The 26,000-nt window shown below is 64.4% G+C and carries 20 protein-coding genes; 3 read left to right on the top strand and 17 right to left on the bottom strand.

Going from position 1 to position 26,000, the window contains the following annotated elements:
* Nucleotides 1-17: 17 nt before the first annotated feature.
* The 13 genes from Q1A98_RS15765 to Q1A98_RS15705 form a co-directional block, all read right to left on the bottom strand.
* Nucleotides 18-542 carry a hypothetical protein gene (locus tag Q1A98_RS15765; protein WP_299575255.1) on the bottom strand — a complete coding sequence of 175 codons (525 nt, stop codon included), beginning with the start codon at nucleotides 540-542 and terminating at the stop codon, nucleotides 18-20.
* A 133-nt stretch (nucleotides 543-675) separates the two neighbouring features.
* Nucleotides 676-1,899 carry a hypothetical protein gene (locus Q1A98_RS15760; RefSeq protein WP_299575253.1) on the bottom strand — a complete coding sequence of 408 codons (1,224 nt, stop codon included), beginning with the start codon at nucleotides 1,897-1,899 and terminating at the stop codon, nucleotides 676-678.
* A gap of 550 nt (nucleotides 1,900-2,449) precedes the next feature.
* Nucleotides 2,450-2,989 carry a hypothetical protein gene (locus Q1A98_RS15755; protein ID WP_299575251.1) on the bottom strand — a complete coding sequence of 180 codons (540 nt, stop codon included), beginning with the start codon at nucleotides 2,987-2,989 and terminating at the stop codon, nucleotides 2,450-2,452.
* 245 nt (nucleotides 2,990-3,234) lie between these two features.
* Nucleotides 3,235-3,918, bottom strand: a complete 684-nt coding sequence (locus Q1A98_RS15750) for a hypothetical protein (protein WP_299575249.1) — start codon at nucleotides 3,916-3,918, stop codon at nucleotides 3,235-3,237.
* A 434-nt stretch (nucleotides 3,919-4,352) separates the two neighbouring features.
* Nucleotides 4,353-4,901: a peptide-methionine (S)-S-oxide reductase MsrA gene (gene msrA / locus Q1A98_RS15745; protein ID WP_299575247.1), complete on the bottom strand. Its 549-nt coding sequence runs from the start codon at nucleotides 4,899-4,901 to the stop codon at nucleotides 4,353-4,355.
* Nucleotides 4,898-5,368, bottom strand: coding sequence for a peptide-methionine (R)-S-oxide reductase MsrB (msrB, locus tag Q1A98_RS15740; RefSeq protein ID WP_299575245.1), 471 nt, complete (start codon nucleotides 5,366-5,368; stop codon nucleotides 4,898-4,900). Before msrB ends, msrA begins: the two co-directional genes overlap by 4 nt.
* Nucleotides 5,369-5,529: 161 nt before the next feature.
* A complete protein-coding gene (locus tag Q1A98_RS15735) occupies nucleotides 5,530-5,745 on the bottom strand; it encodes a hypothetical protein (protein ID WP_299575243.1) in 216 nt (71 codons plus the stop codon).
* The gene (locus Q1A98_RS15730) at nucleotides 5,742-6,152 is read right to left on the bottom strand and encodes a hypothetical protein (RefSeq protein ID WP_299575241.1); all 411 of its coding nucleotides are present in this window, start codon (nucleotides 6,150-6,152) and stop codon (nucleotides 5,742-5,744) included. Before Q1A98_RS15730 ends, Q1A98_RS15735 begins: the two co-directional genes overlap by 4 nt.
* Nucleotides 6,153-6,232: 80 nt before the next feature.
* Nucleotides 6,233-7,345, bottom strand: a complete 1,113-nt coding sequence (locus tag Q1A98_RS15725) for a hypothetical protein (protein ID WP_299575240.1) — start codon at nucleotides 7,343-7,345, stop codon at nucleotides 6,233-6,235.
* 258 nt (nucleotides 7,346-7,603) lie between these two features.
* Nucleotides 7,604-9,256 carry an ATP-binding domain-containing protein gene (locus Q1A98_RS15720; protein WP_299575239.1) on the bottom strand — a complete coding sequence of 551 codons (1,653 nt, stop codon included), beginning with the start codon at nucleotides 9,254-9,256 and terminating at the stop codon, nucleotides 7,604-7,606.
* A gap of 30 nt (nucleotides 9,257-9,286) precedes the next feature.
* A complete protein-coding gene (locus Q1A98_RS15715) occupies nucleotides 9,287-10,111 on the bottom strand; it encodes a hypothetical protein (RefSeq protein ID WP_299575238.1) in 825 nt (274 codons plus the stop codon).
* Nucleotides 10,108-11,514, bottom strand: a complete 1,407-nt coding sequence (locus Q1A98_RS15710) for a hypothetical protein (protein WP_299575237.1) — start codon at nucleotides 11,512-11,514, stop codon at nucleotides 10,108-10,110. Before Q1A98_RS15710 ends, Q1A98_RS15715 begins: the two co-directional genes overlap by 4 nt.
* Nucleotides 11,499-11,801, bottom strand: a complete 303-nt coding sequence (locus Q1A98_RS15705) for a type VII secretion target (protein WP_299575235.1) — start codon at nucleotides 11,799-11,801, stop codon at nucleotides 11,499-11,501. The genes Q1A98_RS15710 and Q1A98_RS15705 overlap by 16 nt, the downstream gene beginning before the upstream one ends.
* A 304-nt stretch (nucleotides 11,802-12,105) precedes the next feature.
* Here Q1A98_RS15705 and Q1A98_RS15700 point away from each other — a divergent pair, with 304 nt between their 5' ends.
* Both Q1A98_RS15700 and Q1A98_RS15695 read left to right on the top strand, forming a co-directional pair.
* Nucleotides 12,106-13,911 carry a hypothetical protein gene (locus Q1A98_RS15700; RefSeq protein ID WP_299575233.1) on the top strand — a complete coding sequence of 602 codons (1,806 nt, stop codon included), beginning with the start codon at nucleotides 12,106-12,108 and terminating at the stop codon, nucleotides 13,909-13,911.
* A gap of 3 nt (nucleotides 13,912-13,914) precedes the next feature.
* Nucleotides 13,915-15,435: a PD-(D/E)XK nuclease family protein gene (locus tag Q1A98_RS15695; RefSeq protein ID WP_299575231.1), complete on the top strand. Its 1,521-nt coding sequence runs from the start codon at nucleotides 13,915-13,917 to the stop codon at nucleotides 15,433-15,435.
* Between the two features lie 528 nt (nucleotides 15,436-15,963).
* Here the strand turns inward: Q1A98_RS15695 and Q1A98_RS15690 are convergent.
* From Q1A98_RS15690 to Q1A98_RS15675, 4 genes are all read right to left on the bottom strand, one after another.
* Nucleotides 15,964-17,715, bottom strand: coding sequence for a GTPase domain-containing protein (locus tag Q1A98_RS15690; protein ID WP_299575229.1), 1,752 nt, complete (start codon nucleotides 17,713-17,715; stop codon nucleotides 15,964-15,966).
* Nucleotides 17,712-19,769 carry a GTPase gene (locus Q1A98_RS15685; protein ID WP_299575227.1) on the bottom strand — a complete coding sequence of 686 codons (2,058 nt, stop codon included), beginning with the start codon at nucleotides 19,767-19,769 and terminating at the stop codon, nucleotides 17,712-17,714. The genes Q1A98_RS15690 and Q1A98_RS15685 overlap by 4 nt, the downstream gene beginning before the upstream one ends.
* 193 nt (nucleotides 19,770-19,962) lie before the next feature.
* The gene (locus tag Q1A98_RS15680; RefSeq protein WP_299575226.1) at nucleotides 19,963-23,187 is read right to left on the bottom strand and encodes an exodeoxyribonuclease V subunit beta; all 3,225 of its coding nucleotides are present in this window, start codon (nucleotides 23,185-23,187) and stop codon (nucleotides 19,963-19,965) included.
* A gap of 2 nt (nucleotides 23,188-23,189) precedes the next feature.
* Nucleotides 23,190-24,860, bottom strand: coding sequence for a PD-(D/E)XK nuclease family protein (locus tag Q1A98_RS15675; RefSeq protein WP_299575224.1), 1,671 nt, complete (start codon nucleotides 24,858-24,860; stop codon nucleotides 23,190-23,192).
* Nucleotides 24,861-24,923: 63 nt separating this feature from the next.
* Here Q1A98_RS15675 and Q1A98_RS15670 point away from each other — a divergent pair, with 63 nt between their 5' ends.
* Complete coding sequence (locus tag Q1A98_RS15670; protein WP_299575222.1) at nucleotides 24,924-25,241, top strand: hypothetical protein; 318 nt, start codon at nucleotides 24,924-24,926, stop codon at nucleotides 25,239-25,241.
* Nucleotides 25,242-26,000: the final 759 nt, after the last annotated feature.

Raw genomic sequence — 26,000 nt, 5'->3', positions numbered from 1 at the left:
GCGTATCTGGGCTTGGGTCAGATGGCGCTCCATGGCGCGTACGCCCAGCCGACCAAGTTCCAATTCCCCAGGTTCGGTGCGGGCAAGATCTGGATGTCGGTGCCGTCGCCCCAGCCGGGCGCGAAGCCCTGCACCCCGCCGCTTTCGTACTGGCCGTTGCCAAGGGAGATGTCGACGTGGTCGCCGTCCTCGCCCTGCGAGAACACCAGCGCACCAGGCGGTGCCGGTAGCGAGGTGTGACCTTGGCCGTTCGCCTCGAGTTGGCGGTAGAACGCAAGCGCGCCGTCGTGGGGGATGCCGGTAGCGGTGGTCTTGCCGTAGGCGGCGTCGACGAAGTCCTCGCAGCCGTACTCGCCGAAGTCGTTGCTGTGCAGCATGGTCGCGCCGCGGGCGAAAGCGATACCGCCGTTGGCGATCGCGGGGATGTCAGTCAGTGACGGGGCAGCCTGCGCCGACGGGACAGTCGCACACAGGATCGCCACGGCAGAGCCGACCGTCACTGCGAGTGCGGCAACTCTTTTCGACCATTGAGCAGAAGGCATACCTGCACAGTCCCACCGGCCTTCGGCCCAGACACCTCAGCGACGCATACCGGCAGACGATTGCCACGGAACGCCCAGGAATCTGGTGCGTCTGCACGCATTGTCCGTTCGGGCAATCAGGTCCGCTTCGGTCTCACGAGCGATCGCCGGGTTTCGACGAGGTCTCGGCGTCGTCGCTGGTGTCCAGGTTCAGCCCGCCCAGCACCGGAGGTGCGGTGTCCGGGAGGTCGCCAGCGATCTCCTCACCGTTCTCGGCGTGCTTGAGGTACTTGGCAGCCCTGTGCTCCTTGTCCTCCTCGCCCTTGGCACCCGCGCCACGCGCACCCATCGGGCCGCCCGAAGCGGGCGTCGCCGCCCGAGATGCCGTCGCACCCTGCTGGCCCGCCAACGCCTTCTCCGCCGCCGAGAGCGACGAACTGTTGCGCGACAACGCACTCTCCGCTGCAGCCGCACCACCCAGACCACCGGCGCCACCGAGCTTCCCGGCGCCGCCGCCTCCGCCTCCAGCGCCCTTCATGCCGCCGGCAGCAGCCTTCGCAGCGTTTCTCTCCGCCTCACTCAACGCACCCAGACCCGATGGCCGCGTCATCGACCCAGCCCCCGACCGAGAACCGCCCAAGCTCTTCGCGCCGTCACCGGCCTTCGACATCGCCTGCTGCGCAGCCGCCGCCGGATTCTGACCCGCCTGCGACGACGCGTTCTTCGCAGCGTTGCTCACCGGATCACCGGTCCCCTGACGCGCCAACTGACCCGCAGCATCGGTGCCGTTTCTGGCTGCAGTCGAACCGCCGCCGCCTCCACCCCCGCCGGAAGCTCCTCCGCCCCCACCACCACCGGAAGATGCGGCAGCCGTACCCGCTCCTCCGCCGGCGCCGCCGCCGCCGCCTCCGGACTGAGCGAACCCCATGGGCAGGATCGTTCCGATCGGGCTACCCGGGTCGGGCAAGTTGAGCAAGCTCGTCGAGGTGTGGACAGACCCTGGGTTGTAGGTCGAGTTCATGAGGACCCGGCCCTGTTGATCGAGTGCCTGCAACGCAGCCTGCTGCTGCGCGACCAGCGTCGGGCTGAACCCCGACGACGCAATCGCGGTGTTGTACGCGAACTTCTGCTGCTCGAGCTGCTGCTTCAGACCCTCGAAGCCGCTGCGGGTTCCGATCACCGCGGCCGCCCATCCAGCGACCACATTGGCGTTCGAAAAGGCGTTGTTACCAGTGCTCGACGCGATGTTGACTACGTTCTGTGACCCAGCCCGGATGCCTTCGGCCGCTGTGCCCGTCCAGCTCCCGCTGTTCAGAATGCCGCCAATCCCGGCCTCCATTGCCTGAGCCGTCGCGGCGATGTCGCGCGCGACGGACATCCATGCCTCCACGAGCGCCTGGAGTTTTCCAACGTCGGCGGGCTGGCTATTAGTGAATCCCCAATCGACGACGCCACCACCCGGTGACGTCTCGAACTTTGTGTCGCAGGGAAACCGCCCCAGAAAGGCATCCCCCTTACCAGGGTCCCCTGGTTGACAATTCACTGCTCCAGCGGATGATTGGCCTACGGCTGGGTAGTTGTCGGCCTTATCGGATGTTGAACGGAGCGCCGCCGCCGTCATGGCGTCGGTGGTCTCGATCCGCTGTCCTGCCGCCCGAACTGCATCGCCAAGTTCGCGAGCCATTTCCCTCAAGCCCGTCGCCGCCGAAGTACATGTCTCTCCAAGAGTTTTTAAGGAGGACTGGATGCTTTGAGCTGAACCGAAATTGCCCGCCGTACCCGTATCTGTCAATCGACGCGCAGAGCGTAGAATTTGCTCAAAAGCGGCTGCTGCCGAATTGCACTGCTGCGATATGGCGCGGGCCGTATCAGGGTCAAATTTGAGCGTTGTATCTGATTTTATTGAGCTAAGCGGCGAATCCGACATTTCAGCCCTCCGAAGGTCGCATTTGCACAGGACGGGATGGTAGGTACGGCGCGATCTCCGCCGAAAATTCGCGCGCCTTACTGCACGGGTCTGCCTTGTACCCGCCTGTCGTGGATACCGTTACGACCGCAGATCCATAGAAGGTACCCCAAGCTAAATTGCAGACTTGGTCCCCTTGCGTATCGTCGGCGGGATTCTTATAGAGAACCCCAGTCACGTTCCGCCAAACAGGGACGCTCTTGTCGATGTCGCGGTGTTCAGGATTAGACGAGACGTCTGCAATGCTTGTCGCCTGGATGGTCACTACCAGACCCAGCTGCTCGTAGTTTGGGCCGCTCGTAGTAGCCATATTGCAGAGCTGCAGTAAAGAGTGTTTCCCAGCAAATCCCGTGTTCTTCTCTGCCATACCCAGCCGATCCTTGGTCAGCGAGTCAGGCAGGAAAGCGCAAACATTCGGAATGAGATCAAAATACGGATTTCTCGGTGAGTCGTGATCGCTGAGTGTTGTAACGACGCCGGTCATGTCCTTCGTCGAGTTCACGTCCTCGATCGAATCAGGGACGGTACCCGGAGGTGTCGGGAGGAGAGACGAGTTCGACGACGAAGACGCGCCGGTTGGAGCCGCACCGCCAGACGACGAGCAGCCGGTCGCGAGGAAGCCAAGCGCCGTGACGAGAGCAATCGGCACCCAAAATCGTCGCTGATATCTCCGAGCCGCCATATCGCCCCCTAAATCTCGAACAGCTGTACGCCAAAAGATGATGCCATCGACGCCAGCTAAGTACTTCACAGCGCATCCACTCGTCGACGACGGCGGTCACGAACGGAGTTGAACACCTTATTGATCAAACGAGCCAAGCCTTCGGCGTCTACTCCGAGCGCCGTAGCGGGGCTGTCCATCACCAGTGCATACCGGCCCTCGTCCTCGATATCCGCGACGTGGATCTCAGCCTCGCCTGGCGTGACCCCGTCCGCCAGCGCCCCGACACGCACGGTGATGACAGCACCTAGAACCGGTTTGAGGTGGACGAAAGCAGCGGCCGCCGATGTACTCGACGCGTTGGCAATCACGGTCCTCACTACGGACTCCCCCATCAGCTGCGTGGACGTTGGCACTGCGTTGTCGACCTGGCGGCGCCCTGCAGCCGGTCGCGTCGGGAACCGTTGAACCACTGCTCGGGTCCAATCCTCCGACGGGTGGGTCGTGATGGACACGTCGCCGCCGATCGTGAGGTCAGGCGTCGACCCCTGTACCGCCACGAATGCGTTCTCAGGCTTACCCCGCCACGCCCCATGGATGCGAAAGTGGGCAGGACCGAATTTGCCTGCGTAACCACCGATCACGTCCAGACTTAGCCGTGGCCTGGTGAAGGCCGCAAACGCCGCTTCTTTCGCCGGCGTCGAAGTCGAACGAAGCCGCTCGAGCAACTTCTTCTCGACGCTTCGCCGCTCATCGGCGTCCTGGAACACCTCCCCGACACCGCCGTAGGCGAAAGTCTGGGGGTACGGAGCCGCGTCGGCCTGCGCCTCCCACAAGAGGCGAAACTCGTGAGTCGAGAGCGTCCATGCATCCCCGGAACTCATAACCGACGCTGGCCGCTCTTCGCGAACCACAGGTACTTCGCCGGGGCGGGGCGATCCATCAACGCCAGATAATCAGCGCCGTTGCCGCTTCGCGCACATGTGGAACAGGCCCGAACCCGAGTCCCCACGGAGTGCTCCTTAGCGGTCAGAACGACTTGTCGGGGGTCAGGGTATTCGACGTCGACTCCCCCATCACGCCCCGTCGTGTCCGACTGTGGAATCTACATCGGCACGCCGCACAAACGCACGACAGGCCCGACAACCACAACACAGCACAACGCCCCCGTTCCGAAGAGAACGGGGGCGCTGCGTCGAACGACTTACTGTGCCGTCGCCTCGTCACGCTTGGGCAGGACCCAGTTCGGACGGACGTAGTGGCAGGTGTAGCCGCCGGGGTTGCGGATCAGGTAGTCCTGGTGCTCCGGCTCGGCCTCCCAGAACGGGCCCGCGGGCTCGATCGTGGTGACCGCCGGCCCGGGCCACAGCCCTGAGGCGTTCACATCGGCGATGGTGTCGCGGGCAACCCGCTCCTGCTCATCGCTCTGCGGGAAGATCGCCGACCGGTAGCTCGACCCCACGTCGTTGCCCTGACGGTCCTTCGTCGTCGGGTCGTGCGCCTGGAAGAAGAACGCCAGGATGTCGCGATAGGTGGTCTGCGTCGGGTCGAACACGATCTCCACCGCCTCCGCGTGACCGGGGTGGCGACGGTAGGTGGCGTGGTCGTTGCTGCCGCCGGTGTAGCCGACGCGCGTCGAGATGACGCCGGGCTGGCGGCGGATCAGGTCCTCCATGCCCCAGAAGCAGCCGCCCGCGAGGACGGCGGTCTCGGTGCCGGGGCGGGTGGTGACCTGGCCGGTGTCGGTGCTCATCGTGCGTTCTCCTCGGTGGTCGTGGTGGTGAACAGGGCGCGGTACTCGCCGTAACCCTGCTCCTCGAGCTGGTCGACGGGGACAAACCGCAGCGCAGCACTGTTCATGCAGTATCGCTGCCCGCCCGCCGAGCGGGGGCCGTCGCCGAAGACGTGGCCCAAGTGGCTGTCGGCCGACGCCGAGCGCACCTCGGTGCGCTTCATCAACAGCTTGCGGTCGGACTTGGTGGTCACCGCGTCGTCCTCGATGGGTCGGGTGAAGCTGGGCCACCCGGTCCCGCTGTCGTACTTGTCGGTCGAGGAGAACAGCGGCTCGCCGGACACCACGTCGACGTAGATGCCGGGCTCGTGGTTGTCCCAGTACTCGTTGTGGAACGCCGGCTCGGTGCCGTCCTTCTGGGTGACCCGGTACTGATCGGGGGTCAACGCCTTCACGGCCTCGTCGGTCTTGCTGTAACGCGAGTTCAAGAGAACCTCCTCCGACGACGCTGGCTGCGTCGTCCTCCCTCTCAACCAACGAGAGTCCGGTTTTGGTCCCGTCCTCACGAGGACCGGCAACGACCGTCAAGCCAATGTCTGTTTAGGAGATGTGAGCTCGCGGCATCCCCGCGATACGCCGGGTCCGCTAGTCACCGTGGGCGCCTGATGGCAAGCTGACCGTCGGAATCAAGTTCGACGAACGGACGACCCTCAGCGATGAACCGGCCAGAGAGGTCGATTGACTCGATTCGCCGGTCGAAGTCAGCTGCCCAACGCACCCGCACTTCCTCCTGGTCACGGGCTGAGACGAAGTCATAGGAGCGGTCGCCGCGCAGAACCGCGTCGACATCCGCTGAGGTGCTCATGGTTGACGCCCGTCGAGTTCATCGGCGAGGTCATGACGTCCAAGCGCCCGGAACGCTTTCGTGTACTTCGTCCGGAGCTTCACCTGCATCTCCGGCGGCAGCCGCCCCATCCGGCCGGGGTCGGTGTTCTCGCCCAGGTCGGCGAGCTTCACCGCGGTCGCGTCGGGGTCGCGGCTGATCTCGGCGTAGTAATCGTCGGGGGACTGGTCGTCGCGACGCGTCACCTTGCCGACGACGTCGATCACGGCCTGCGGGATACCCCGCTCGAGCAGGTCGGACGCGGTGAACTCCGAGTCCTCGATCACGTCGTGCAGAAGCGCCGCAGCCACGAGGTCCGGCCGCTCGGGATCGACCCGACGCGATACCGCTCGCGGATGTTCGATGTAGTCGACGCCTAGCTTGTCCATCTGTCCACGGTGCGCCTCGACTGCGATGGCGTCTGCGATCTGCACAAGATCCGATCGGCCCGTGCTTTCATTCCCCGCCATCACCTGAAAAAGTTCTTGAACCAGCCCTTGGGGAGGCGTGTCTTGAGACTCTTCTCCTCGACCGGCTTCACATTCAGCTCATTCGCGCGGTCGAGTACCGCGTTTGCAAGCTGCGGGCTGTGTGACGACATATATCGCCCACCCACTTTCCCGCGTCGCATTCGATTCAGTGCGAATCTCGCGGCTCCACGTCGCAGGGCACCAGACCGTGTCAGCGCGTCCTTGAAATCAGCGATGGACGCAAACTGAATGACCTCCTCATATGAACCACCGGACTGGTGCTGCTGGCCGATCGGAAACATCCTCAGCTGCACAGTCGACCACAGAGTCGGCAGGAAGTTTTTGTCAGTTCCGACTGACACCGTGAGCTTGCCGGACTTCCGGTCCTCCACAAACCAGAGCAACTCGAGGAATGCCATGTTCACGGTGCAAACTCGCTCGAAGTCCTTGTTCTTCCAACCCGGGCATGTGATGACCCACCAGTCGTACACCGTCTGCGGGGCGTAGGGGATACATAGTCGGGCGTAGAGCGCCACTGCTTCGACAATGTCGGCCTTATCCGACCGCTTCTCAAACTTTCTCCAGGCCTTTTCCGCAGCAGCCGCGCGATCCACAGCCTGCGAACTAGACGAGGAACGCCAGGTAGAGATCGGATCCTCGAGCCAGGCGGCTTGATCCGCCTGGCTCATGACGTCATCTAGTACAGAGTCACCCACGATGACCGCTGCATGCTCACGATTCATGACGACAAAGTTGGATGAGTCCTCCACGGCTTTGTGGACCAGCTTGCGCTCGACCTCACGAAGCTCCGCCGACGTTTTCGCCATCGGCCGATACCTAAAGTTCTGGATGTTCGACACCGGTAGGAACTCCTTGACGTGCGATCTCATGCGTTTCACGACGTGCTGTGTCGCGATACCGATGTAGATGCGGTGCTCCGAGTCCCCCCAGAGGTAAAGGCCAGGCGCCGCCCCACCGTGAGCCTTCGAAAAGGCGCGGAAGTCTGAGTCCGTCGCGGGCACTGGGTCGCCGAACCCATGCTTCTTCGCCCACTGGGCGACCTTCGGGCCCGGCGTCCAGTTGGGCTCGATCGAATTAGGGAGCTGAGGCACGGCCCGACGATATCCGCAGACCACGACAGCTTTGGTCGATTTCCGGTCTCGATACGGGTGCCCGGCAGCGCGGCGAAGCCGGGGGCAGCGAGGTGTCATCCCGTTCCGCCACCTGTATCGGCGAGCCACGCCGGACAGCCTGCGACCAGCCGTGGACGTGCGTCCACTGCAGCTACGCAGTGGTGACCGGACTACTTCCACGAGTGACGGTGGGCGGTGGCGTGCGCACGCATTCAACATCGGCGATGGATCGGCCCGTCACGCCACACCGAGCCGGCGAGCAAGTTCCGATCCACCGACCTCGAGAACGAAAGCCGGGTCACCACAGACGACGAGTTGTTCGCGTGCGCGGGACAATCCGACGTACAGGCGCTCCTTCGAGCGGTCATGTGCTGCAGTCTGATTCATGGCGAGCACCACGACATTGCGTTCGAGACCCTTGAATCCGAGGACGTGCCCGTAGAAGATGTCGTCCCCGTCCCAGAACGTGTCCCAGTAGGCCGCGTTGCCGTCGGCTTGCCTCTCGGCCTGAACGGGATGTCTACTCCCCGTGGTGAGGAGTGCGATGTCCTCGGAGCGCCACCCCTCGTCGATCAACAGCTCGACCTGGCCGTCGGCTTCGTCGACCGCATCCTGCGGACTACACGAGATGAAGCGGACCGCCGGGCCGTCACCACCGTGCATGCGCATCCGCTGGCCGACCAGCGGCGTGAACGCCTCGGCGATCTGACGCGTGTTGCGGATGTTCGCGTCAAGGATCAACGGCACCAGGGGGACCGGCGGCGATCCCTGCCGGTCGAACACGCGCTGGCCCTCGTCGCTGAACACGTACACACCCCCGTTCTCGGGATCACGAAGGCACGCCAACAGAGGTGTCCACCAGTCGTCGGCGAAGTCCTGCGCCTCGTCGACGACGATCGCGTCGAAACGCTTACCTGGCGGCAGCTCGCCGGCGAGACCCGCCATGATCGCGGGCAACTCGTGCTCCCAGAACCGAACCGTGTCGTCGGTGCGCACACCTTCGTCTGGTCCGGCCGGCGCACCCCACTGCTTGCCGAGCTCATGGAACTCGCCCACGTACGCGGGTTGCTCACGACGAGACCAGCGGTCGGTGGACCGACGCAGGAACGACGCAAGGCCGTGCGAGTAGCAGATCAGCGCGACGCGCTTACCGTCGCGACCCATCCGCCGCGCCTTCTCCATGGCCAAAAACGTCTTGCCACTGCCGGCGCCACCGCGGACCTCGACGCGCGGTAGAAGCGACGCCGCGTGCAAGATCATGACCTGCTGCTCCGAGAGGATGTCGGCACTGTCCTCGTTCTCCTGCGCACGCGCGACGACGTCGTGTTGCGGGAGACCACGCCCGCCCAACGCGAGCTGCAGCTCTTCGATCCCCTTCGAGCCGATGAACAGCTCACCGGTGTCACGATCGACCAGCGCAGCACGCAGCAGTGGCAAGAACTGGTCGAGCTGATCGCGGTCGATCACCTTCCACCGCGGGCAGTCGGGCAATGCAAAGTCCGCCGCGATCGACGTGTGCGGGAAGACCACCATGTGGGTCCACCGCACACGGCCCTGCGTCCACCGCGGATCGGCCTCGACGAAACTCCGCAATGCGTAACACGCACCCAGGACCTGAGCCACCGGGTCGATCCGGTGCCGGCCGTCGTCCCTGCCCTGCCACCAATCGGCACCGTCGTGGGTGATCTCGCCGGCCTTCACCTCGAGACACACGATCCCGACGCCGTCGATGGCGACGACGAAGTCGATCTCGTGATCCTTGTCGTGATCGGTGACCCGCTGCCCGACGACGATCAGGTCATCGCCGACGAACTGGTCGACGAGGCACCGGTAGACCTTCTTCTCTGCGGAGTTCGCGAAGCGGGGTTCAGCCGGGATGGTCTGCGCCATCCCACCACCCTGACACGGCCGTACGGTTCGTCAGGCCACTTCGTCGAGGATTCGGCCGGCTGCGATTCGGTCGACAACTCGGTCGTCGGCAAGTTCGTCCCGAAGCTCCGGGTGCGACCAGTAGAAGTGAATGAGCCAGAACGCTGCGCGGTTGCCCATCGGCCAGTTGATCGCGATCGAAGTCGGGCGCTTCTGAGGGCCCTTCTTCAGCAACCACGCACGACTCGGCGAGTACATGCGGTCGCGCTTCTTTTTCTGCTGCGGCGTCAACGTCATGTCGGCAATCTCGTCCCACGCGATCCGGCGACGGCTGATGCCCCATTCCATGAAGTCGATCTCAGTCGGCGTCAGCGCGAGCCATCCACTCGTTCCGCGCAGCGCAGTTGCGATGGCGACCGACGCGAAGAAGAGACCGAGCATCGCCACCAGCACCGGAAAGCTGCCGTGCTGGCGGCGCGACAGATCGAACTCGAGCGACCCAGTCCACACACCGATCGAGAAGGTCGCGCAACCGAGGGTCGCAATGAGGGATACGGCGATCAGCCCCACCGTGGCACCGAGCTCACGCTGAAGGCGTAGCTCACCATCTCCGTGCTCAGCCGTGAACTCCTGCATGGCGGAACTGTCGGCGCCAGGCCGGACGCGTCCGATGAGCAACGTCGGGATCAGGCACACCACTGCGGCGGGCACGTAGAAAAGAAGGTACGGCCAACGGGTCTCGACCACTGCACGGACACTGAGAAAGGCAAAGAACACTCCGAACGCTGTGAACATCAACAGCCCTGCGACGGCTTTCAGTGAATACGGATTCCATTTCGGCTGAAACCCGTTCGGCGGCGGCAGTTCTGACGTCACCGACACAGCATGTCACCCACCTTCTCACCGAGGGATGACCCAATCCAGCCTCCACCCAGGCTTCCGGCGAAGGCACCGAAACCAGCACCCACCGGATTCTCGGTGAACAAACCGAGCCCCCAAGCGCCGGCCTGTCCGCCGACCTCGCCCCCGACGAACCCTCCGGTCCCGGATGCGACCGCGACACACTTGTCCTCCAGGGTCCGCGCTTGGTACACGTCGACGAGTGAGGTTGCGATGCCGACGGCAGGCCCGGCATACCGCGACCCGACCTCCACTTTGCTGGCGGTGGCGGCAGAAACACGGGGGATGTCGTCGGACTTCTCAAGCCCATTTTCCACGCCGGTGAGTGCGCTCCCCACCGTGTCGGACACAGGATGCTGCCAGAGCTTGTCATCCGCCGGGATCTCGCGGCTGTAACCGCCGACGTCGATCCTGGCCGACTTCACACCGTTCGGTGTCTGCGTGTAGACGATCGTCGTTCCGCTCGCAAAATGGGTCTCGGTGTTCTGAGTTCCGTCCACCCACTTGTACGACGACACCGTGGACACGTATTTGCCGGACGGATCGAAGGTCGTCACCGAGACCTTGTCGTGCTGAGCGGTGTTCGGATTCTCTTCCCATGGACGGGCAGGAGGATCGACGGTGTCGATCACCTGACGGCTGCCGTCCTGCATCTCCAAGGTCTTCCTGCGGTACCCCTGATAGCCGTCATGCTCGGGCACGTGCTCCTCACTGACCTTGCGCGGCGTGGATGCCTCCCATTGCCGCCGGATGGTGTCCTGCTGCAGCAGTCCGGTGACCGGGCTCGCAGGGTTGGGCGCCTCATCGGACGGGGGAAGCGAACCCGGCAGAGGCATTCCGAAGAGCTCACTTGGCGGAGTGATCCCAAGCGCCTTCACCGCACCCAGAAGTGTCTGAGGATTGTCCGCGTCGGCCAACGCGACGAGGCGCTCGTTGATCACCGTCTGCGCTTCGCGCTGCGCTCCCCGTGCGTCGTCGATCTCGTCTGCAGTCCATGGAATCGCTGCCAGTTCGACCACCCACTGGTCGTCGACGGTGAACTTGCCTGTCGCCTCGACGCCGTGTGTCGCATCGAGCAGATCGTTCTTCGCTCGCGAGACCGCGTGGTACGCAGTGGTCAATGCGGACGCGACCGCCGAGCAGATGTCGGAGACGTAAGCGGCGAACTTGAACCCTCGGTCGAAGGCGCCTTGCGCAGCGTCGTGCGCGACACCGGTCCATCCCTGATCGACGGGCAATGCCGCGCAATAGGTGCGGGCCGCCGATGAAGCTTGCTCGATGCTGTCGCCGCCGGCGGTGATCCCGGGTGCGGCGTTTGCAAGCCCTTCTGGGCGCCAGGTCTCGAGCCTCGAGCGTGACGGGATCACTGCGCCGGCCACGCCTTGTTCAGGACGGTGGCCGCGTCTTGGTCGGTCATCCGGTAGTCCCGGGCTGCGCCGGCGACATGGCCGGCCGTGCCGCGGGCGGATTCGGCGTACGCCGTCACCTGCTGGCCTAGCTGATGACCGATCTGCTGCGCCGCCCACTGCAGCGACGAACCCGGGAGGCCGTCGCAACCGGCCTCGACCGCACGATCGACGTGTGCGGACTGAGCGGTGTCCGCGGCTGAGGTCGCCTTGTCCGCGAGCGCACGTAACCGCTCAGGGTCAACCCAGACTGATGACACGAGCCCTCCTCTGCGTCGTCAACCGTTCGCCGTAAGACAGTACAGTTCGACGTCGGCGAGCGCGTTGCACTGTCCACAGGCTCGGTTGCCACAACTCATCCACGCCATCTCGCTGGCAGGTTCATCTTCACGAAGCAATGTCGTCGGTTAGCGATCTGATAAAACAGGACGGACAAACACGACATGGGGAATGTGTCGGGGTGTCGACCTAAGCTCCGTAATCCTGACAGCGGTGCCGGCTCCGACGGATTCGCTGAACACGGCAGCACGTCGACGGTGTATCTGTACGAGCCGAAGGGCCTTGATGAAACTTGTGTATCTGCACGGCGTCGGCGACGGTGACGTCGACCGCGGATGGCTCGCCGGCCTCAACGAGGGCCTCGAAGCGCAGAAACTTTCTCCGATCAGCGATGACGACATCATCGCGCCGCTGTACGCAGACATCTTGTTGTCGCCTGACGCGGAAGCTCCCATCCCGAAGCCGACAGCTCAGGGCGCCAAGGCCGATGTCTCCGCCGAGCGCGCCGAATTCCTGAACCGGCAGATCGAGGCCGCAAGGGCCGTCGGCGCAGACCCGTCGGTGCAAAGCCTGGGATTTCCGCTTCTGGACGTCGAACCACCAGAGTGGGCGCTTGGCAAGTTGAAAGGTGCCCTTCCCGAGAAACTTTTTGCCAACGAGATCGGCCAGATCAAGGCATACGCCTACCAGAAGGGCATCCGCGGAGCCGTCCTGCAACGAGTGCTCTCGCAACTGCCCGCCGAGGGTGAGGTCGTCATCGTCGGACACAGCTTGGGCAGCGTGGTGACCGTCGATCTGATCAGTCGTCTCCCCAGGAACATCGATGTCCGACGGGTGGTCACCATCGGAAGCCCGGCCAACACAGCGCTCTTCACCACGTCGAGGCGAGAACTGATCGGGAACTTCCCCTACGGTTCGACAGATTCCTGGCTGAACTTCTTCAGCCCTCGCGATCCGGTGACACGTGCTCGCGGACTCGCGGGCGTCTTCGCCGACGTCCAAGACTTCCGCGTCGACATCGGTGGGGCCGGACACCGCTCGAAGGTGTATCTGCGAAACACCGCCGTAGCGCGCGCCGTCGGAACTGCGTTCCACAGTTCACCGCTGACGCCTCCTCGCACCAGCCGCGTCACGACGTCGCTGAACGATGATCTGGCAGCGCTGATTCTCGAGCTGCATTTTCGCTATGCAGTTCGAGATGCGATCACAGACAAAAAGGTACAGCCGCGTTACGCAGAAGCAGCACGCATCAAGCGCGCCGAACTGGTCGCAGAGATCTGGGAGGCCGACTCGAACGGGATCCCACTCCCCCGCGAATTCCACCAGCTCGCCGAGGGGAAGACTCCCGGCATCCCGAACTACTGGACGGTCAAGGGACTGATCGAGCAGCTGACGATCCTCGCGCTCAGTGACCTCATCGCTCCGTTTGAGATCGACATCGAGGATGCTGCGTTCAAGGCGCTTCCGTCGATCGCTTCGAAGTCCGGGCTACCGCCCGGCTTCGGTGGCGAGTTGGAGTCAGTCGTTCGCGCGTTCAACGCGACGATCACCAAGATGACCAAGCCCGGGGCGAATTGGGGCCGTATTGCTTTCGCGGCCGCCGGGGTCGCGGTCATCGCGATTGCGCCCTACAGCCTGTTCGCCCTGGCACCTACGGGGGCGGCCGGCGCGGCTGCCCTGAGCGGCGGGTTGGCCGCGCTCGGACCCGGCGGAATGGCCGGCGGTATTGCGGCGATCGGCGGGATCGCAGGAACCGGCGCGGCGATCACGACCGCAGCCGCTGTCGGCGGAAGAGTCGACGGCGCACGACTGAACTCCGGTCAGCTGCTGCTCGCTACCGCAGTCGCATATGCGCAGCACAAGTTCGGACACGACTACGACGAGGACATCTGGCGAAAAGCAACTGCGGTCTCCGCCGAGCTTTCGGCACAGGTGAACACGGTGGAGCCGATCAGCGACCCGAAGTCCCGATCCCTCACCGCCCTAATCGCGGAGCGAGACCTGGCCCGCAACCTGGTTACATTCCTCGAGAGCAACGGACTGGTGCCGGCGGACGCCCAGCAGATCGATCTGGAGAACGACCAGCGCTGAATCGTGGCCGCCCTGATCGATCAGATCGCCCTACCGGGGTGGGCAACATCGGGCATCGTGAAGCGCGTGAGTACGGATTCGTTCGAGGCGCTGATCGACGCTGACGACAAGGTCGCCAGGATCCTCTATCTGAGCACCACATCAGGGTGCTTCTATCGAGATCTGGGCGACTGGATACCCATGCACCCCGACGATAATCTGCCCTTTGATCTGCTCGACTACGAGTCCGTTCGCGTCGATCAGCTTGCCGTGGTCGAGTGGGACGTCGCGGAGAAAACAGGGACGACCCTCTCCCGAGTAGCCATCGCGATGTACGTGCTCGACGACGAGGCCGTGGGCCCCACCAATAGGTGGCAGACGGACCCGCGGATGTTTGATGTCATCATCTCCGACGGCTCCGCTGGGGACGCACCCGCGCCGGGCCCGGTGACCACCGCGATCTCCGACCTTCGTTCCAATCCACTCGCTCGGCTCATGCCTGGTTCGAGGGAGCTTTTCCACTCGAACCTCCTTGCTTGGTATTTCGACGTCATGGCCCCGGAGGCAATGCCCGTCTTTCAATCACTTGCCGGCCTCGACGAGACGCCGAACCATGCCGCATCGATTCAACGGGAGAGCAAGAACCTGGATCTGGTGGTTCTGGACGACGCAGGCAAGGGCTTCGTCCTCGAGAACAAAGTGTTCAGCCTCCCTGACACGGAACAGCTGCACCTCTACTCGGCGAAGATCCGGAAGTCGAAAGATCTGTCCGGAGCACGACCCGTGCTGCTCAGCCTTGCCGATCCCGGCTGGCCGGAGGGCGAGTACACCGCCAAAGGGCGGAAGAACGACGAGAAGGTGACGTGGACGCGCGTCTCCTACGCCGATCTCGCGAAGATGATGCGGAGCAGCATTCCTGGTGACTCGACGTCGTACGAGTGGTTGACGGTCGCTCTGTACTGTTCGTTGATCGAGTCCCTGGACGAACTCGCCAGCAGTGTCACTCATATCTCAGACGACTCCATCCCGTACGCGGGAATCCTGGTCCCCGACGACGACTCCTTCGGTAATCAGATCCGGAGGTCACTGGCGAAGCTTCAGGCCGACGCGATCGCCGCCTACGTCAGGTCGCGTCTTGCGGAGACCAAACTTCGCCGGTCGGTAAGACCGGGGATGTCGAACTCGCTCCCGCTCGTCGAGGCGTTCTACACGAAGACCGGATACAAGAAGACGACAGCTGCAGGTTGGCAGCTGCAAGGCGGAAGACTGCGCCTCTTCGCGAACATCCCGACGCTGGCAGGCAGCACCGATGCAGCACGCCAGAAGCGGATCGACTGGGGGAGCGCCCACCCCGGGCTGTTCGAATTCAACAGTATCGCGGCGACCCTCGGGACATCGGCGGCGTCTGCTGGACCCGTCGACGGATTCAATCGCTTCGATCCAGCCTTTATCTACCGAAGCATTCCGGCGGCGAACCTGACCGTCGGGCAGCTGGTGTCCATCGCCGAGACGCATCAGACGGCTCTTGAGACCAGTGAGTGGTAGCAGCGGGGGGCGCTCGTGAGTAGATAGGTCGAGAGAAGCACGCTGTCGCGCTCGAATCCGCCGTCGCTCTACCGCCCAAGCATGACAACGCACGAGGAACATTCCAGAGCATTCACTGACGAGGTGACTCTCTCGACAATCCCGCAGGCCGCGGCCATGTAACCGCTGCATTAATGAGCCGCGCGCGCCTCTCAACAGCCTTTATCGCTTGTCGGTCCTCTACGGACAGCGAAGTGGTGGCCAGGAGGAGGGGTGACGGAAGACGCTCCCACAGAAACAACGCTCCGGTTCCGGAACCCCCTGGGAGCCGACATTGCGACCTTCTCCAACTGCGAGCAATCGGCTCTTGTTGGCAGGAGGGCAATTCGGAATCTCAGAAGTGCATCTGCCAGTCCCTCGCCGAGAGACTCGACAGCGCCATCGACGATCTCTCACCAGTGGCCGTCGACAACCTTTCAAACGTCGCCCTGAAGCTCACGCCGGCCGACCTGGCTGAAGCCGGCGGTCGTACTCCCCGGGGGGGGTGGCTCACGGCTCCCCCTCTAGGGCGACTTGGTCGACTTCGGCGGTTGACGACGCCAACGCGACTAGGGTTGAGCTGGCCTGGGCCCGGATCGAAACGAGGCGATCACGAAGGTCGGTGCGTGTTGACTGCGCTTCTTGTATCTCCTCAGCCATCGCGTCGATGCGTTGAAACTCGGGCCTGAAAATTCCGTCCAAATCCTTCCCGATCGTGTCAATTGCATCAGTAACGATGGCTTCAGCTTGAGCCATGATCTGCTGCGTGACGCTTCGACGCCGATCGTTACGGGCGTTCTCCGCCTTGACGGCTGCGCGCTCGTGGGCGTAGACACCGTAAGCTTCAAGCCCGACACCGACGACGGCTCCGCCGACCTTGGCTGCTTTGCCGATTGAGTTCGCGGCTTTGACAGCCTCCCATGGCTTGAATTTCTTGCCGAAAGCGTGGCCAATCTTCAGCACGACCCCGTGCCCATTGCTTCCGGCGGCACCCTTAACTCCGCTCCCGGCACCCCAGAACTTGCCAAACTGGTTCAGGTACTTCGAGAGGTCACCTCTCCAACGCGGAGCAGCTGGCGCTCCCGCTTTGCCCGGCCGTACAAGCACCTCTTGGCTTTCGAAGTCGGCGGTCTCCGGGTCGGCGATATTGCCTGCGATGCGGCCGTACGGGGTCGCTGCGATCGCAAGAACCTCTGAGGCAAGGTCATCGAACTGAATCTCGAGAACCTGCTTCACGGAGGTCCGGAACCGCTCGAGCGCCGCGCCGAGGGCCTCGTTGAGTGCTGCCGTGTGGGTCGAAAGCACCACGTCCGAGAGCTCGCCGGATTCTTCGTCGCGCTCGATGGCGTCCGCGAATTCGGTTGCGGCTCGTATGGCGTCATTACAGAACACAGCTGATCGTTCACTCAGGAGATCACTGAGATGGATCCGCCTCTTGGACAGCGTGAGACGATGGCGCGCAAGAACCGAGAGGGCTGCTTGGGCGCTCGGGTCTTCAGTTAGCAAGGCCGACGCCTCGAGCGAGATGGCTACGAGGAGCTGCAGTGGCTGGCTCAACCTGCCTAGTTCGCCGTTCCGGCTGGCGAAGCTGTTGATGAGGGCTGACAATTTCGCCAATCCGGACGCCTGGATGAAGGCTTGGGAGTCGCTCGGGGAGGTTTCACTCAAGTCGAGGCCATCGAGGTAATACTGAGCGTCGCACTCGACCCAGGGCACTTCTTCGAACGAGCCAAGTGCATCCTTGATCGCCGCTTCGCGGTGCCCGGGAGCAGCGTCCATCGTCCCCGCCTTCGTGATGACGATAAGCGTCTGACGCGACTTCGCGAGCCTCCCGAGCACGTCGCGGAGATGCGTGACGAGCACATCGTCGAAAAGTTCGACGGGCACGGCGAACAGCACGAGGTCCGCCGCTGCCAGCGCTCGCTCGGCAAGTTCGTCGTGGCCTGGCCGATCGGCGTGCACACCAGGCGTGTCCACCAGCCGCACGTCGCCGTCCCAGTCGTACTCGGTGACCTTGTCGGTGGTGACGCCCGAGCCGATTGGGATCCTGAATGCTCTATTCGTCAGCGCCTCGATCAGCGTCGATTTGCCTGCGCTGTGATAACCCGTGAACACCAAGAGCGGAGTGGGGTGCGCTTCTACCGACATACGATCAAGCAGTGGCTGGCCGAGCATTGGATCGAGATCCTCAAGGATGTTTCGGAGCTCGGTACTCAGGACGCGTGCAGCGCGCGAGGATTCTTTGAACAAGTTCGGAGTCATGGGGTTCTGGTCCTTCGGCTTGACTCGATCTGAATCTGCTTCCCGACGTGAGAACTCAGACCTTCAGACCACGCTCGGGTGACCGAACTTGGAACGTCAGCGTCGACGCGAATCACGGCGCAGGTGTTATCCACCTTGACGATCTCAACTGCTGCGTCGACGAGACCGCGCACATACGACACTGCGCTTGATGGCTCGCTTCCGAGCGTCTGAGTGCTGCCGCCGGCGAGGCGCTCGCCGATATTGGCCGGGAGTGACTCGACAGAAGCAGACTGCTCGAACTCGACCAGAATGCAGACTCCTGGGACCCGGGTCGCTTTTTTGACGGAACTCGCGAGGTCCTCGCAGCCTCCGATGCGGAGTAGAGCCGAGGCAGTGTCTCGGTCGAGTTTGCGTAACAGCGCACGCAATTCGTCGGCGCCGTCGGCCCACACTTCGGCCAGACGATCCAGCGCGGCGCAATGTCGGTCGTCGCGCGCACGCTCCCGCGACAGAAAGTCATACAAATCCGCGAGTCGAGCTCCTATCGCCGTCCGATAGTGCTCAGCGAGGTCATCCAGGATCGGGCCGACCTGTTTACCCACCTCGCCGCGTCTCTTTCGCAGTACGGCGGCCTTGCCCTGAAAAACGCGGTCAGGGACCCGCTTCAACGGTCTCAACACGGCGCCGAGCACGGGACTGCCGACGGCGGCGATCGCAAATCCCACCGGGCCTGCCGCCAGCGCGCCGATTCCGATCATGGCCGCTGCGCCGCCTATCCCGACCCCTGCTCGCAGAATCCGGTTGCCCCACACAGCGTCTGGGTCCGAAAGCTCGCGAAAATGAAACTGCTCGTGAGCCACCTCTGCCCACTCCGTGTTGGCTTCTTCGATCGTGGACTTGATCTCATCAGCGAGGCCGATCAGCCGCTCTTGCAGGGTCGTTTGTAATTCGTCCCTGAGAGCGGCCAGCGTACGGAACCATCGCGCTTCGAGTGACTTCCCGAAGTCGGTTACTTTGAGGTGCCAATCGCGACGTCGGCCCACCAAGATTTCGATGTCCGACTCCATTTTTTCGCCTGTCGCGCGCACCACACGCTGGAGTCGCGCGTGCGCATCTTCCGTTGAAGCACGGTCCTGCTCCGCCTGTTGGCGAAAAGTGGCCGCTCCTGCCTCAAGGGAACAGGCGATAGCGTGCGCATGTGCGCGCTCCCGGTCGACGAGGCGGAGGGTACGGCGGATCTCACGGTTGGCATCGTGCTCCCGCTGGAGTGCTGCCGTCAGGTCGTCAATTCGACTCGCATCTCGAAGTTGGGTACCGCGGGCGCCACCGACGAATGATTGCGACGCGGCGAGCGCGTGGACGCGCACGACCGCAAGGGGTTGCACGCCCACGTCAGCCAAATGCCGTTTGATCTCGTCGACAAGACCCTCCTTGTCGCCGAAGACGCGGTTGGGAAAACGGAGGAGGTTCAGTTCGCCGACGCCCCCGAGCGATTGTCGGCAGTTGATCACAACGATGATCGGCTTCCCAATCGCTGCCAGGTACTTCAAGGTAGTGGCAGACTCCTGCTGGATTGAGTCGCTGCTGTTCACCCACAGAATTACATCTGCGGTTCGCGCAGCATCGAGGGCCATCTCCGTGTCATCAGCGCCGTCTTGGGCCCCGACCCCCGGAGTGTCAACCACCTCGATCTGACCCCCCGCAGAGGCCGCTGCTCCGAGAACGTCTCGGGAGAAGCGCTGGCGCCCGTCACCTATTCGATCCTGATGCGAGTCCGTCAATGCGGCGAGCAGGGATGACTTGCCTGCCATGGTCCGCCCCATCATCACCACACGCATCAGCGGCCGAGTTTGCTCTGGCTGTGTGGGCGTTGCAGTTGACTCGATGTGGCTGAGAGCATTGGTCCCGGCGACGAAGGCATCCTCCGCCTCGTGGACAGCGCGGTCGCGAAGCCCGTCGACGATCGACCGAAACGTGGTCAGGCTGGTTGTCAACGCTTGGTACGGGTCGAGCGACTCTGGCTCGTTGCCGAGTAAAGATGGGTCCAGCCGCTCCGTCTGGGAAATCGGCATCGGATACACACACATGTTAGGCGATCTTGCCGCACGGTCGCGGGATCGTCCCGTCTACCGAATTCTTTCGCGCTCGACGAACAGCCATTTCTCGAACTGTACGAGTCGACGCATCTATGCGATGGCTCGACGTTCGCGGGGCGACTCGTCGCGCGTTCGACGCAGGCAAGGGTTTCCCGATTTCGATCACTATTCAGTCCAACACGCGAGTCATCACGGATGAGCCGTTTGCGCGACATAAGACGAGTTCAACTCGGCCTACTCGCTCCCCCGTCGCCTTCGACAGCGGCGACGCGTAAATGCCGGGCTGGGTGAAGTAGGCGTCGAAGGTGGCGGCGGTGACGCCGAGGTCGGTCTTGTAGTCGGCGATGACCAGGTCACCGTTGTCGCGGTAGACGAGGTCGGCGATGCCCTCGATCGCGGTCTCACCATTCGGCGCCATTCCGTACAGCGGCATCTCGGTCCAGTGCTCGGAGGCGGCAGCTCGTCGAACGACGTCGCTCGCCAGCGTCGATCGCACCATCGCAGTGAACGCCTCGATGTCGAAGACACCCGCTCTCCGGCCGATGGCCTCGGCGACCTCCGCCACCGACGGGTCATCCGGCTCGACGAGCCCAATCGTGTCGAGGACAGCGTGCAGCGCGGTCCCGACCTGCTTGCCGTGATCGACAGCTCCGGTCAACGCCGGCAACACCTCGTCGTCCGGTCGCGGCGGCACCGCGTACCCACCTTTCACGGCAGCCTGAGCCGGCGACTCCCCGTGCACGATCGACGTCACCGACATCAGCGACACCTTCGACGAGTTCTCCTGCACCACTGCGGTCGTCGCGACCCACTCATCCCAGGTTTCCCCGCCCGTCGACCGCTCGACGACCGGCTCCTCGAGCCGCTGAACGTCGCGAAGCTCCGGCGTCACCGGATCGACGACGGCGTCGAGCCCGGGCTGCAGGACCGCGCTCCACGCATCGCGAGTGCCGCCGTACCCCGACACCGCAAGCTGCGACTCGGCCCGCGTGCACGCGACGTACAGCAGCCGGATCCGCTCGGCCATCGCATGCTGCTTCTCGCGTGCGTTTGCAGTGTCATAGTCGACGCTCTTGGCACCCTTCGAGATGTAGGAGTGCATGACGCCGTCGTCGTCGACGATCAGCGCCTCGGCCGCACGCCGCACTCCCCCACTCATCCCGGCGAGCACCACCATCGGGAACTGCAGACCCTTCGCGGCGTGAATCGTCATGATGCGGACCGCATTCACGCCGATCTCCGGCAGCACCGCCTCGGCGACGCGCGCGGTCTCCTCCTGCTGCGTCGCCGCCCAGTCGAGGTACTCGCGCAGCGATCCGCGGTCCTCCTCGTACCAGGCGTGCGCCTGATCGACGACGAACCGCAGCCGCCGCCAGACGTCTCGGTGTCGCGGTGAATCCATCGACACCTCGAACACCCGGCGATCGACGGCGAGCTTGCTCAGCAGGCGCCCCGGCGTCAGCTGCCCCAGCTCGAACCACACCTCGCGCAGGTAGCGCAACCCGGCGGCGACGGGTGACTCCTCCTGTCCGGCCGGGGGATCGCCGTACCAGTTCCATTGACCCCCTGCGGTATTCCAGCGCAGCAGGTCGTCGTCACCACACCCGAACAGCGGAGTACGCAGCGCACCGACGAGGGCCGCCTCGTCGGCCGTGTTCGCCAGCGCCCGCGCAGTCAGCAGCAGATCGTGGACCTCCTGCGTCGAGTACACGAGCGACGATGCCTCGGAGCGGAACTCGATACCCGCGCCGTCGAGCGACCGTTCGAGGTAGGGCAACACCGTGCGCGACGGGATGAGGATGCAGATGTCCCGCAGATTGATCGGCTCGTGCGTGTAGCCGGCGCCGGCACGCACCTCCTTGCGCCACCCGGCGGTCACCGCGGTGTAGATGATCTGCGCGACGTCGCGGGCTTCCCGCGTCCGCGCGAGCTCGCTGCCGCTGAGGGTCGCCTCGTCCTCAGTGACGTCGGCCGTGTCCGCGAAGACGAACGCACCCGATCCGCCGGCGGGGCCCCACTCCGGGCGACCCGATGCGGCGTCGAGCGGTTGATACTCCGGCTGGATCCGCGGCTCTGCAGCGATGAGCGCGCCGAACACCTGGTTCACCCAGGAGATGACGGGCACCGTCGACCGGAAGTTTGTCGTGAGGCTGACGATGTCGGACGCCGGCGTCGCCTCCCGTGCAGTCATGTACGCGGCGATGTCGGCGCGACGGAAGCGGTAGATGGACTGCTTCGGATCACCGACGGTGAACAGGCGCCCCGTGACGTCGGCCCCGGCGACGATGTTGTTCACCAGTTCGAGCTGCAGCGGGCCGGTGTCCTGGAACTCGTCGAGCATGATCCGCTCGTACCGTGCGTGCACCGCCTCCTGCACCGCCGGGTCACGAGTGACGTTGCGACCCAGTACCAACAGGTAGTGGAACTCCAACGCGCCTGTCCGCCGTCGCGCGTCGGCCTCGTCGAGAATGGTCCGCGACAGGTGATGAGTCAGAACGGCGACGGCGCTGCCGATGTAGCGTCCGGCCACCTCTGGACCGAGGGCCTTCAGCTCGCGCAGCTGTTCCTTGATCTCCTTGACGCGCGCGGCGCCACCGGTCCAGCACGCTCCCTTCCCCTTGTTCGGCGCGCCCGGCGCAGCGAGCGCCAGGGCCACCCAGCGATCTGTGTCGATTCCTGCGCGCAGATCATCACGCCAAGCGAGCACCTCGGAGATTCGCACGGCGAGTCCGTCTTCCATGTCAGAGCAGTCGCCCAACAGTCGGCGGAGATCGTCGACGAGCGACTCGATCTCGCTGATGTCGGCTTCGGCGAGAGCTGGCGCTGACTCGCCGACGACGAGCCTGTCCCAGCTCTGGTCGAGCGCATCGGCGTACCCGCGCACCTGGTCGATGGACGCCCCGGCGGCGAGGATGATGCTTGTCGCGGCGACCAGATCCGGTGGGCACATGCCGCGGTCACCGAAGAGCTGCGCACGGATCCGCTGCCAGCGGTGGTCGAAGCCGAGCTGCGAGCCGAGTGCGTCGACGACGGAGATCCGCGGTGGCACGTGCGCCTCCAGCGGGTGTTCGCTGATGACTCGCGCCGCGAACGCGTGCAGGGTGCCGAGTGCGGCTGTGTCGACGGCGAGCAGTGCTCGTTCGGCGTGGGCCCCACTGTGCTGGGCGAGTTCGACGCGCACGCGTTCGCGGAGTTCGGCGGCGGCCTTCTCGGTGAAGGTGATGGCGGCGATGCGGTCGAGGTCGACGCCGTCCTCGATCACGAGCCGGCAGATGCGCGACACCATCGCGTGGGTCTTGCCGCTACCGGCGCCGGCTTCGACGAACAGCGTGCTGCGGGTGTCGGTGGTGATGCGTCGACGGGCCGCGGCGTCGACGAGTGCCTGCTCGGTCATCGTCACTTCCCGTACTTCGTTGTGTACTCGGCGATCTCGTCGACGTCGTCGAGGTTGGTCCAGCTGCGTCGGAGGCCGGCGATCCCGATGAGCTCGAGCAGGTCGTCACCCCAATGACTTTCGACGGGTTTCGGCGGGAAATACCCGGCGCGGATCGCGTCGCAGACCAGGCGCAAGTCGTCGACGAGGATGGCCTGAACCGCATCGTCGATCTGATACCCGACTTCCGCGTAGCCACCCTGGCGGGTGATGAACCAGTAGCGGGTGTCGACGGGGGCGCCGAGATCGCGGGCGGCGTGAGCGTAGATCGGGAGCTGGAACTTGGTTCCGCCGTCGGTGGGTGCGTCGGCGGTGATCCCGCCGAACGGCTTGGGTGAGCCGCTCTTGTAGTCCGTGACGCGTACGGCTCCCTCACGGAGGTCGATGCGGTCGATGAAACCGCTCAGGGTAATCGGCGCTCCGGGCAGAACGAGCTCGAGCGCGTCGAATTTGTGCTCGACGGCGTGGGGTCGCCAGCCGGTGCCGTGGTCGGCGAGGTCGTGTTCGTAGAAGTCCTCGATGTCGGCGCGGATGCGCGCCCGGTCGCGCTCCCACAGCTGGGCGAGCCAGCCGGGTGAATCATTGCGCTCCCGTGCGAGTTCGGCGTCGGCCAGTGTCAGCAGTCGGTCCAGGGATGGCTCGCCGCCGTCGATCCGCTCCTGGATGTACTTCTCCAGCGTTCGGTGGATGACGTTGCCGCTGGTGAGCGCGTCGATCTGCGGGTCGGCGTCGGGATCGTCGAGGACGCGCACCTTGAGGATGTCGGTGAGGAAGTAGCGATACGGGCTGGCGACCCACCGTTCGAGTGTGGTTGCCGCGATGGGCTCGTCGAATACGCGGATCAGATCAGCAACGTCGGAGACGTTGCCGTTGAACCGAGTGAAGCGGCCGTTGAGGCGATCGCTGCGCATGGCCATGCCGAGGGTGACGATCGGGTCGTCGAGGACACCGCGGCGCTCGCGTGCAGGGACGACGGCAAGGGCGCGTTGTCGCCACTCGGTGGCCGACGCGGCGCTGGTCCCGAGGCGTGGGTCGACGGATTGGACGGCTGAGTCGAAGGACTCGACGGTGACGATGGCGTCGACGCCGCGGGTGTCGTCGCCCCAGCTGGTGATGCCGACGGGGTGGCCGGCGAGGTGTTCCAGCGTCGGGAGCAGCCAGCGTGACGGGACCTTCTCGGCGCCTCCGCGGAGGCTGCCGCGGGGGAAGGTGATGACGCGGTGGTGTTCGCCGGCGGCGAGGGTGCGTTCGAAGACGGCGCGTTGGTAGGCGATGTCGTCGGCGGGCGTGATGCCGGTGACCTCGGGCGGGAGCAGCGGGTTCGGGGTGCGGCGTGCGGGGACGATCCCCTCCGCCGCGCCGACGATGATGCTGACGTCGAGGTCGCGTCCGACGCCGTCGCTGTGCGGTCCGATGCTGACGCCGACGCCGCGTGTGCCGACGCGCCCGACGTGCGATCGGATGCGTCGGTCCACCGCATCTGCGATCCGTGCGGCTGTCGGCGCCGGCGCGATGCCGTCGATCTGAGTGAGGTCGGCGATGAAGGTGCGGATCGCCTCGAGGTCTCGCGCGGCGAGTTCATCGGCCGGCGATCGGAACATCGAGTCGATCAGGCCGGAGAGGGCTGTGGACACCTCGGTCCAACTAGCTGCCTGGCGGATCTTCGTGAGCTGACGGCGTAGTTCAGTGACCCATGCATGCAGGGCTTCAGCGGCGGCCGTGTGGCTGCCCTCTACCCGTCCGGGCGCGAGCCGTTCCCAATCGTCACCTCGCACAATCGGGACCTTCTTGCGGGTCAGTCTCTCGATGAGCGGCTGACCCATCACTTCGTCGGCCAACGGCGGCTGGATCAGAACGCGTTCGGACGATGCGTCGAGCAGTTCCCGTCGCGGGATGTCGTCGGGATCGAAGCTCAGCAACGTGCGAAGGGCACGCGCAATCGGCCGGTCCGCGAGACCCTCTGCGGCCGGCCCATTGAATACGACACCGGCGGCCCCAAGGTGCTCGTGCAGTAGACGCAGGTACGGCTCACGCGATCCGTAGTGAATCCCGATCCGATGTGCAGGCGTCCCATCGGCCAGATGCTGCCGAACAAGCCGCGCGATCGCCCGCACCTCGTCGTCTGCGTCCGACGCATGGATGACCTGCGTCCCGAACGTCGGCTCGGGCGGATCAATCACCGTCCCCCGAGCAGCTAGCGCGTCGAGCAGTTCCTTTTCCTGCGGCGTCCGCGGCGTCGGGCAGTAGACGAGCACCTCACCGAGCGAGTCAAGGTTCGCCATCGCGGCACGGTGCGCTTCGCATGGCAGGTAGTAGCGATCGCCGAGCGAGGCCACCGCCGCGTCGTGAATCCGCAGCAGCTCCGCCACAAGCGGTGTCGGCGCAGAGATCGCCGAGCGGTCCAGGTGCGCGATCTCCCACGACGCCGCCACCAGGGTGTGAGCCGTGATCGGCTCGTCGACGGTCTCGTCGGACAGACCGGGCTACCACGCGAGCCGGGCACCGATCGCAACAGCAAGCGTCTCAGGCTTGAGTGCAGCTAGACGGACAAATAGCCGACGCCCTACCTCTGCGCTAAAGGCCGGTTGCGAGGAAATGACGGTGTTTACCAAACCACGCCGGGCGATCATCCTCAAAATAAGATCACTTCGCGCTGCCTCGCCCGGCACTAGAACAATGCTTGCTTGTGAAATCATTAGGCTCAAGGGCTCAGGAGCTCAGGAGCTTCGCTCGAAATTCGCAAGGACCTGCGAAGGAAATCTTCATCTACCTGG

Origin of the sequence: uncultured Williamsia sp., from assembly GCF_947494875.1 — a bacterium.
In the GTDB taxonomy this organism is placed as follows: Bacteria; Actinomycetota; Actinomycetes; order Mycobacteriales; family Mycobacteriaceae; genus Williamsia_A.
The sequence above is the reverse complement of the archived record's forward strand: the minus strand, read 5'-3'. Positions and strand labels throughout refer to the sequence as shown.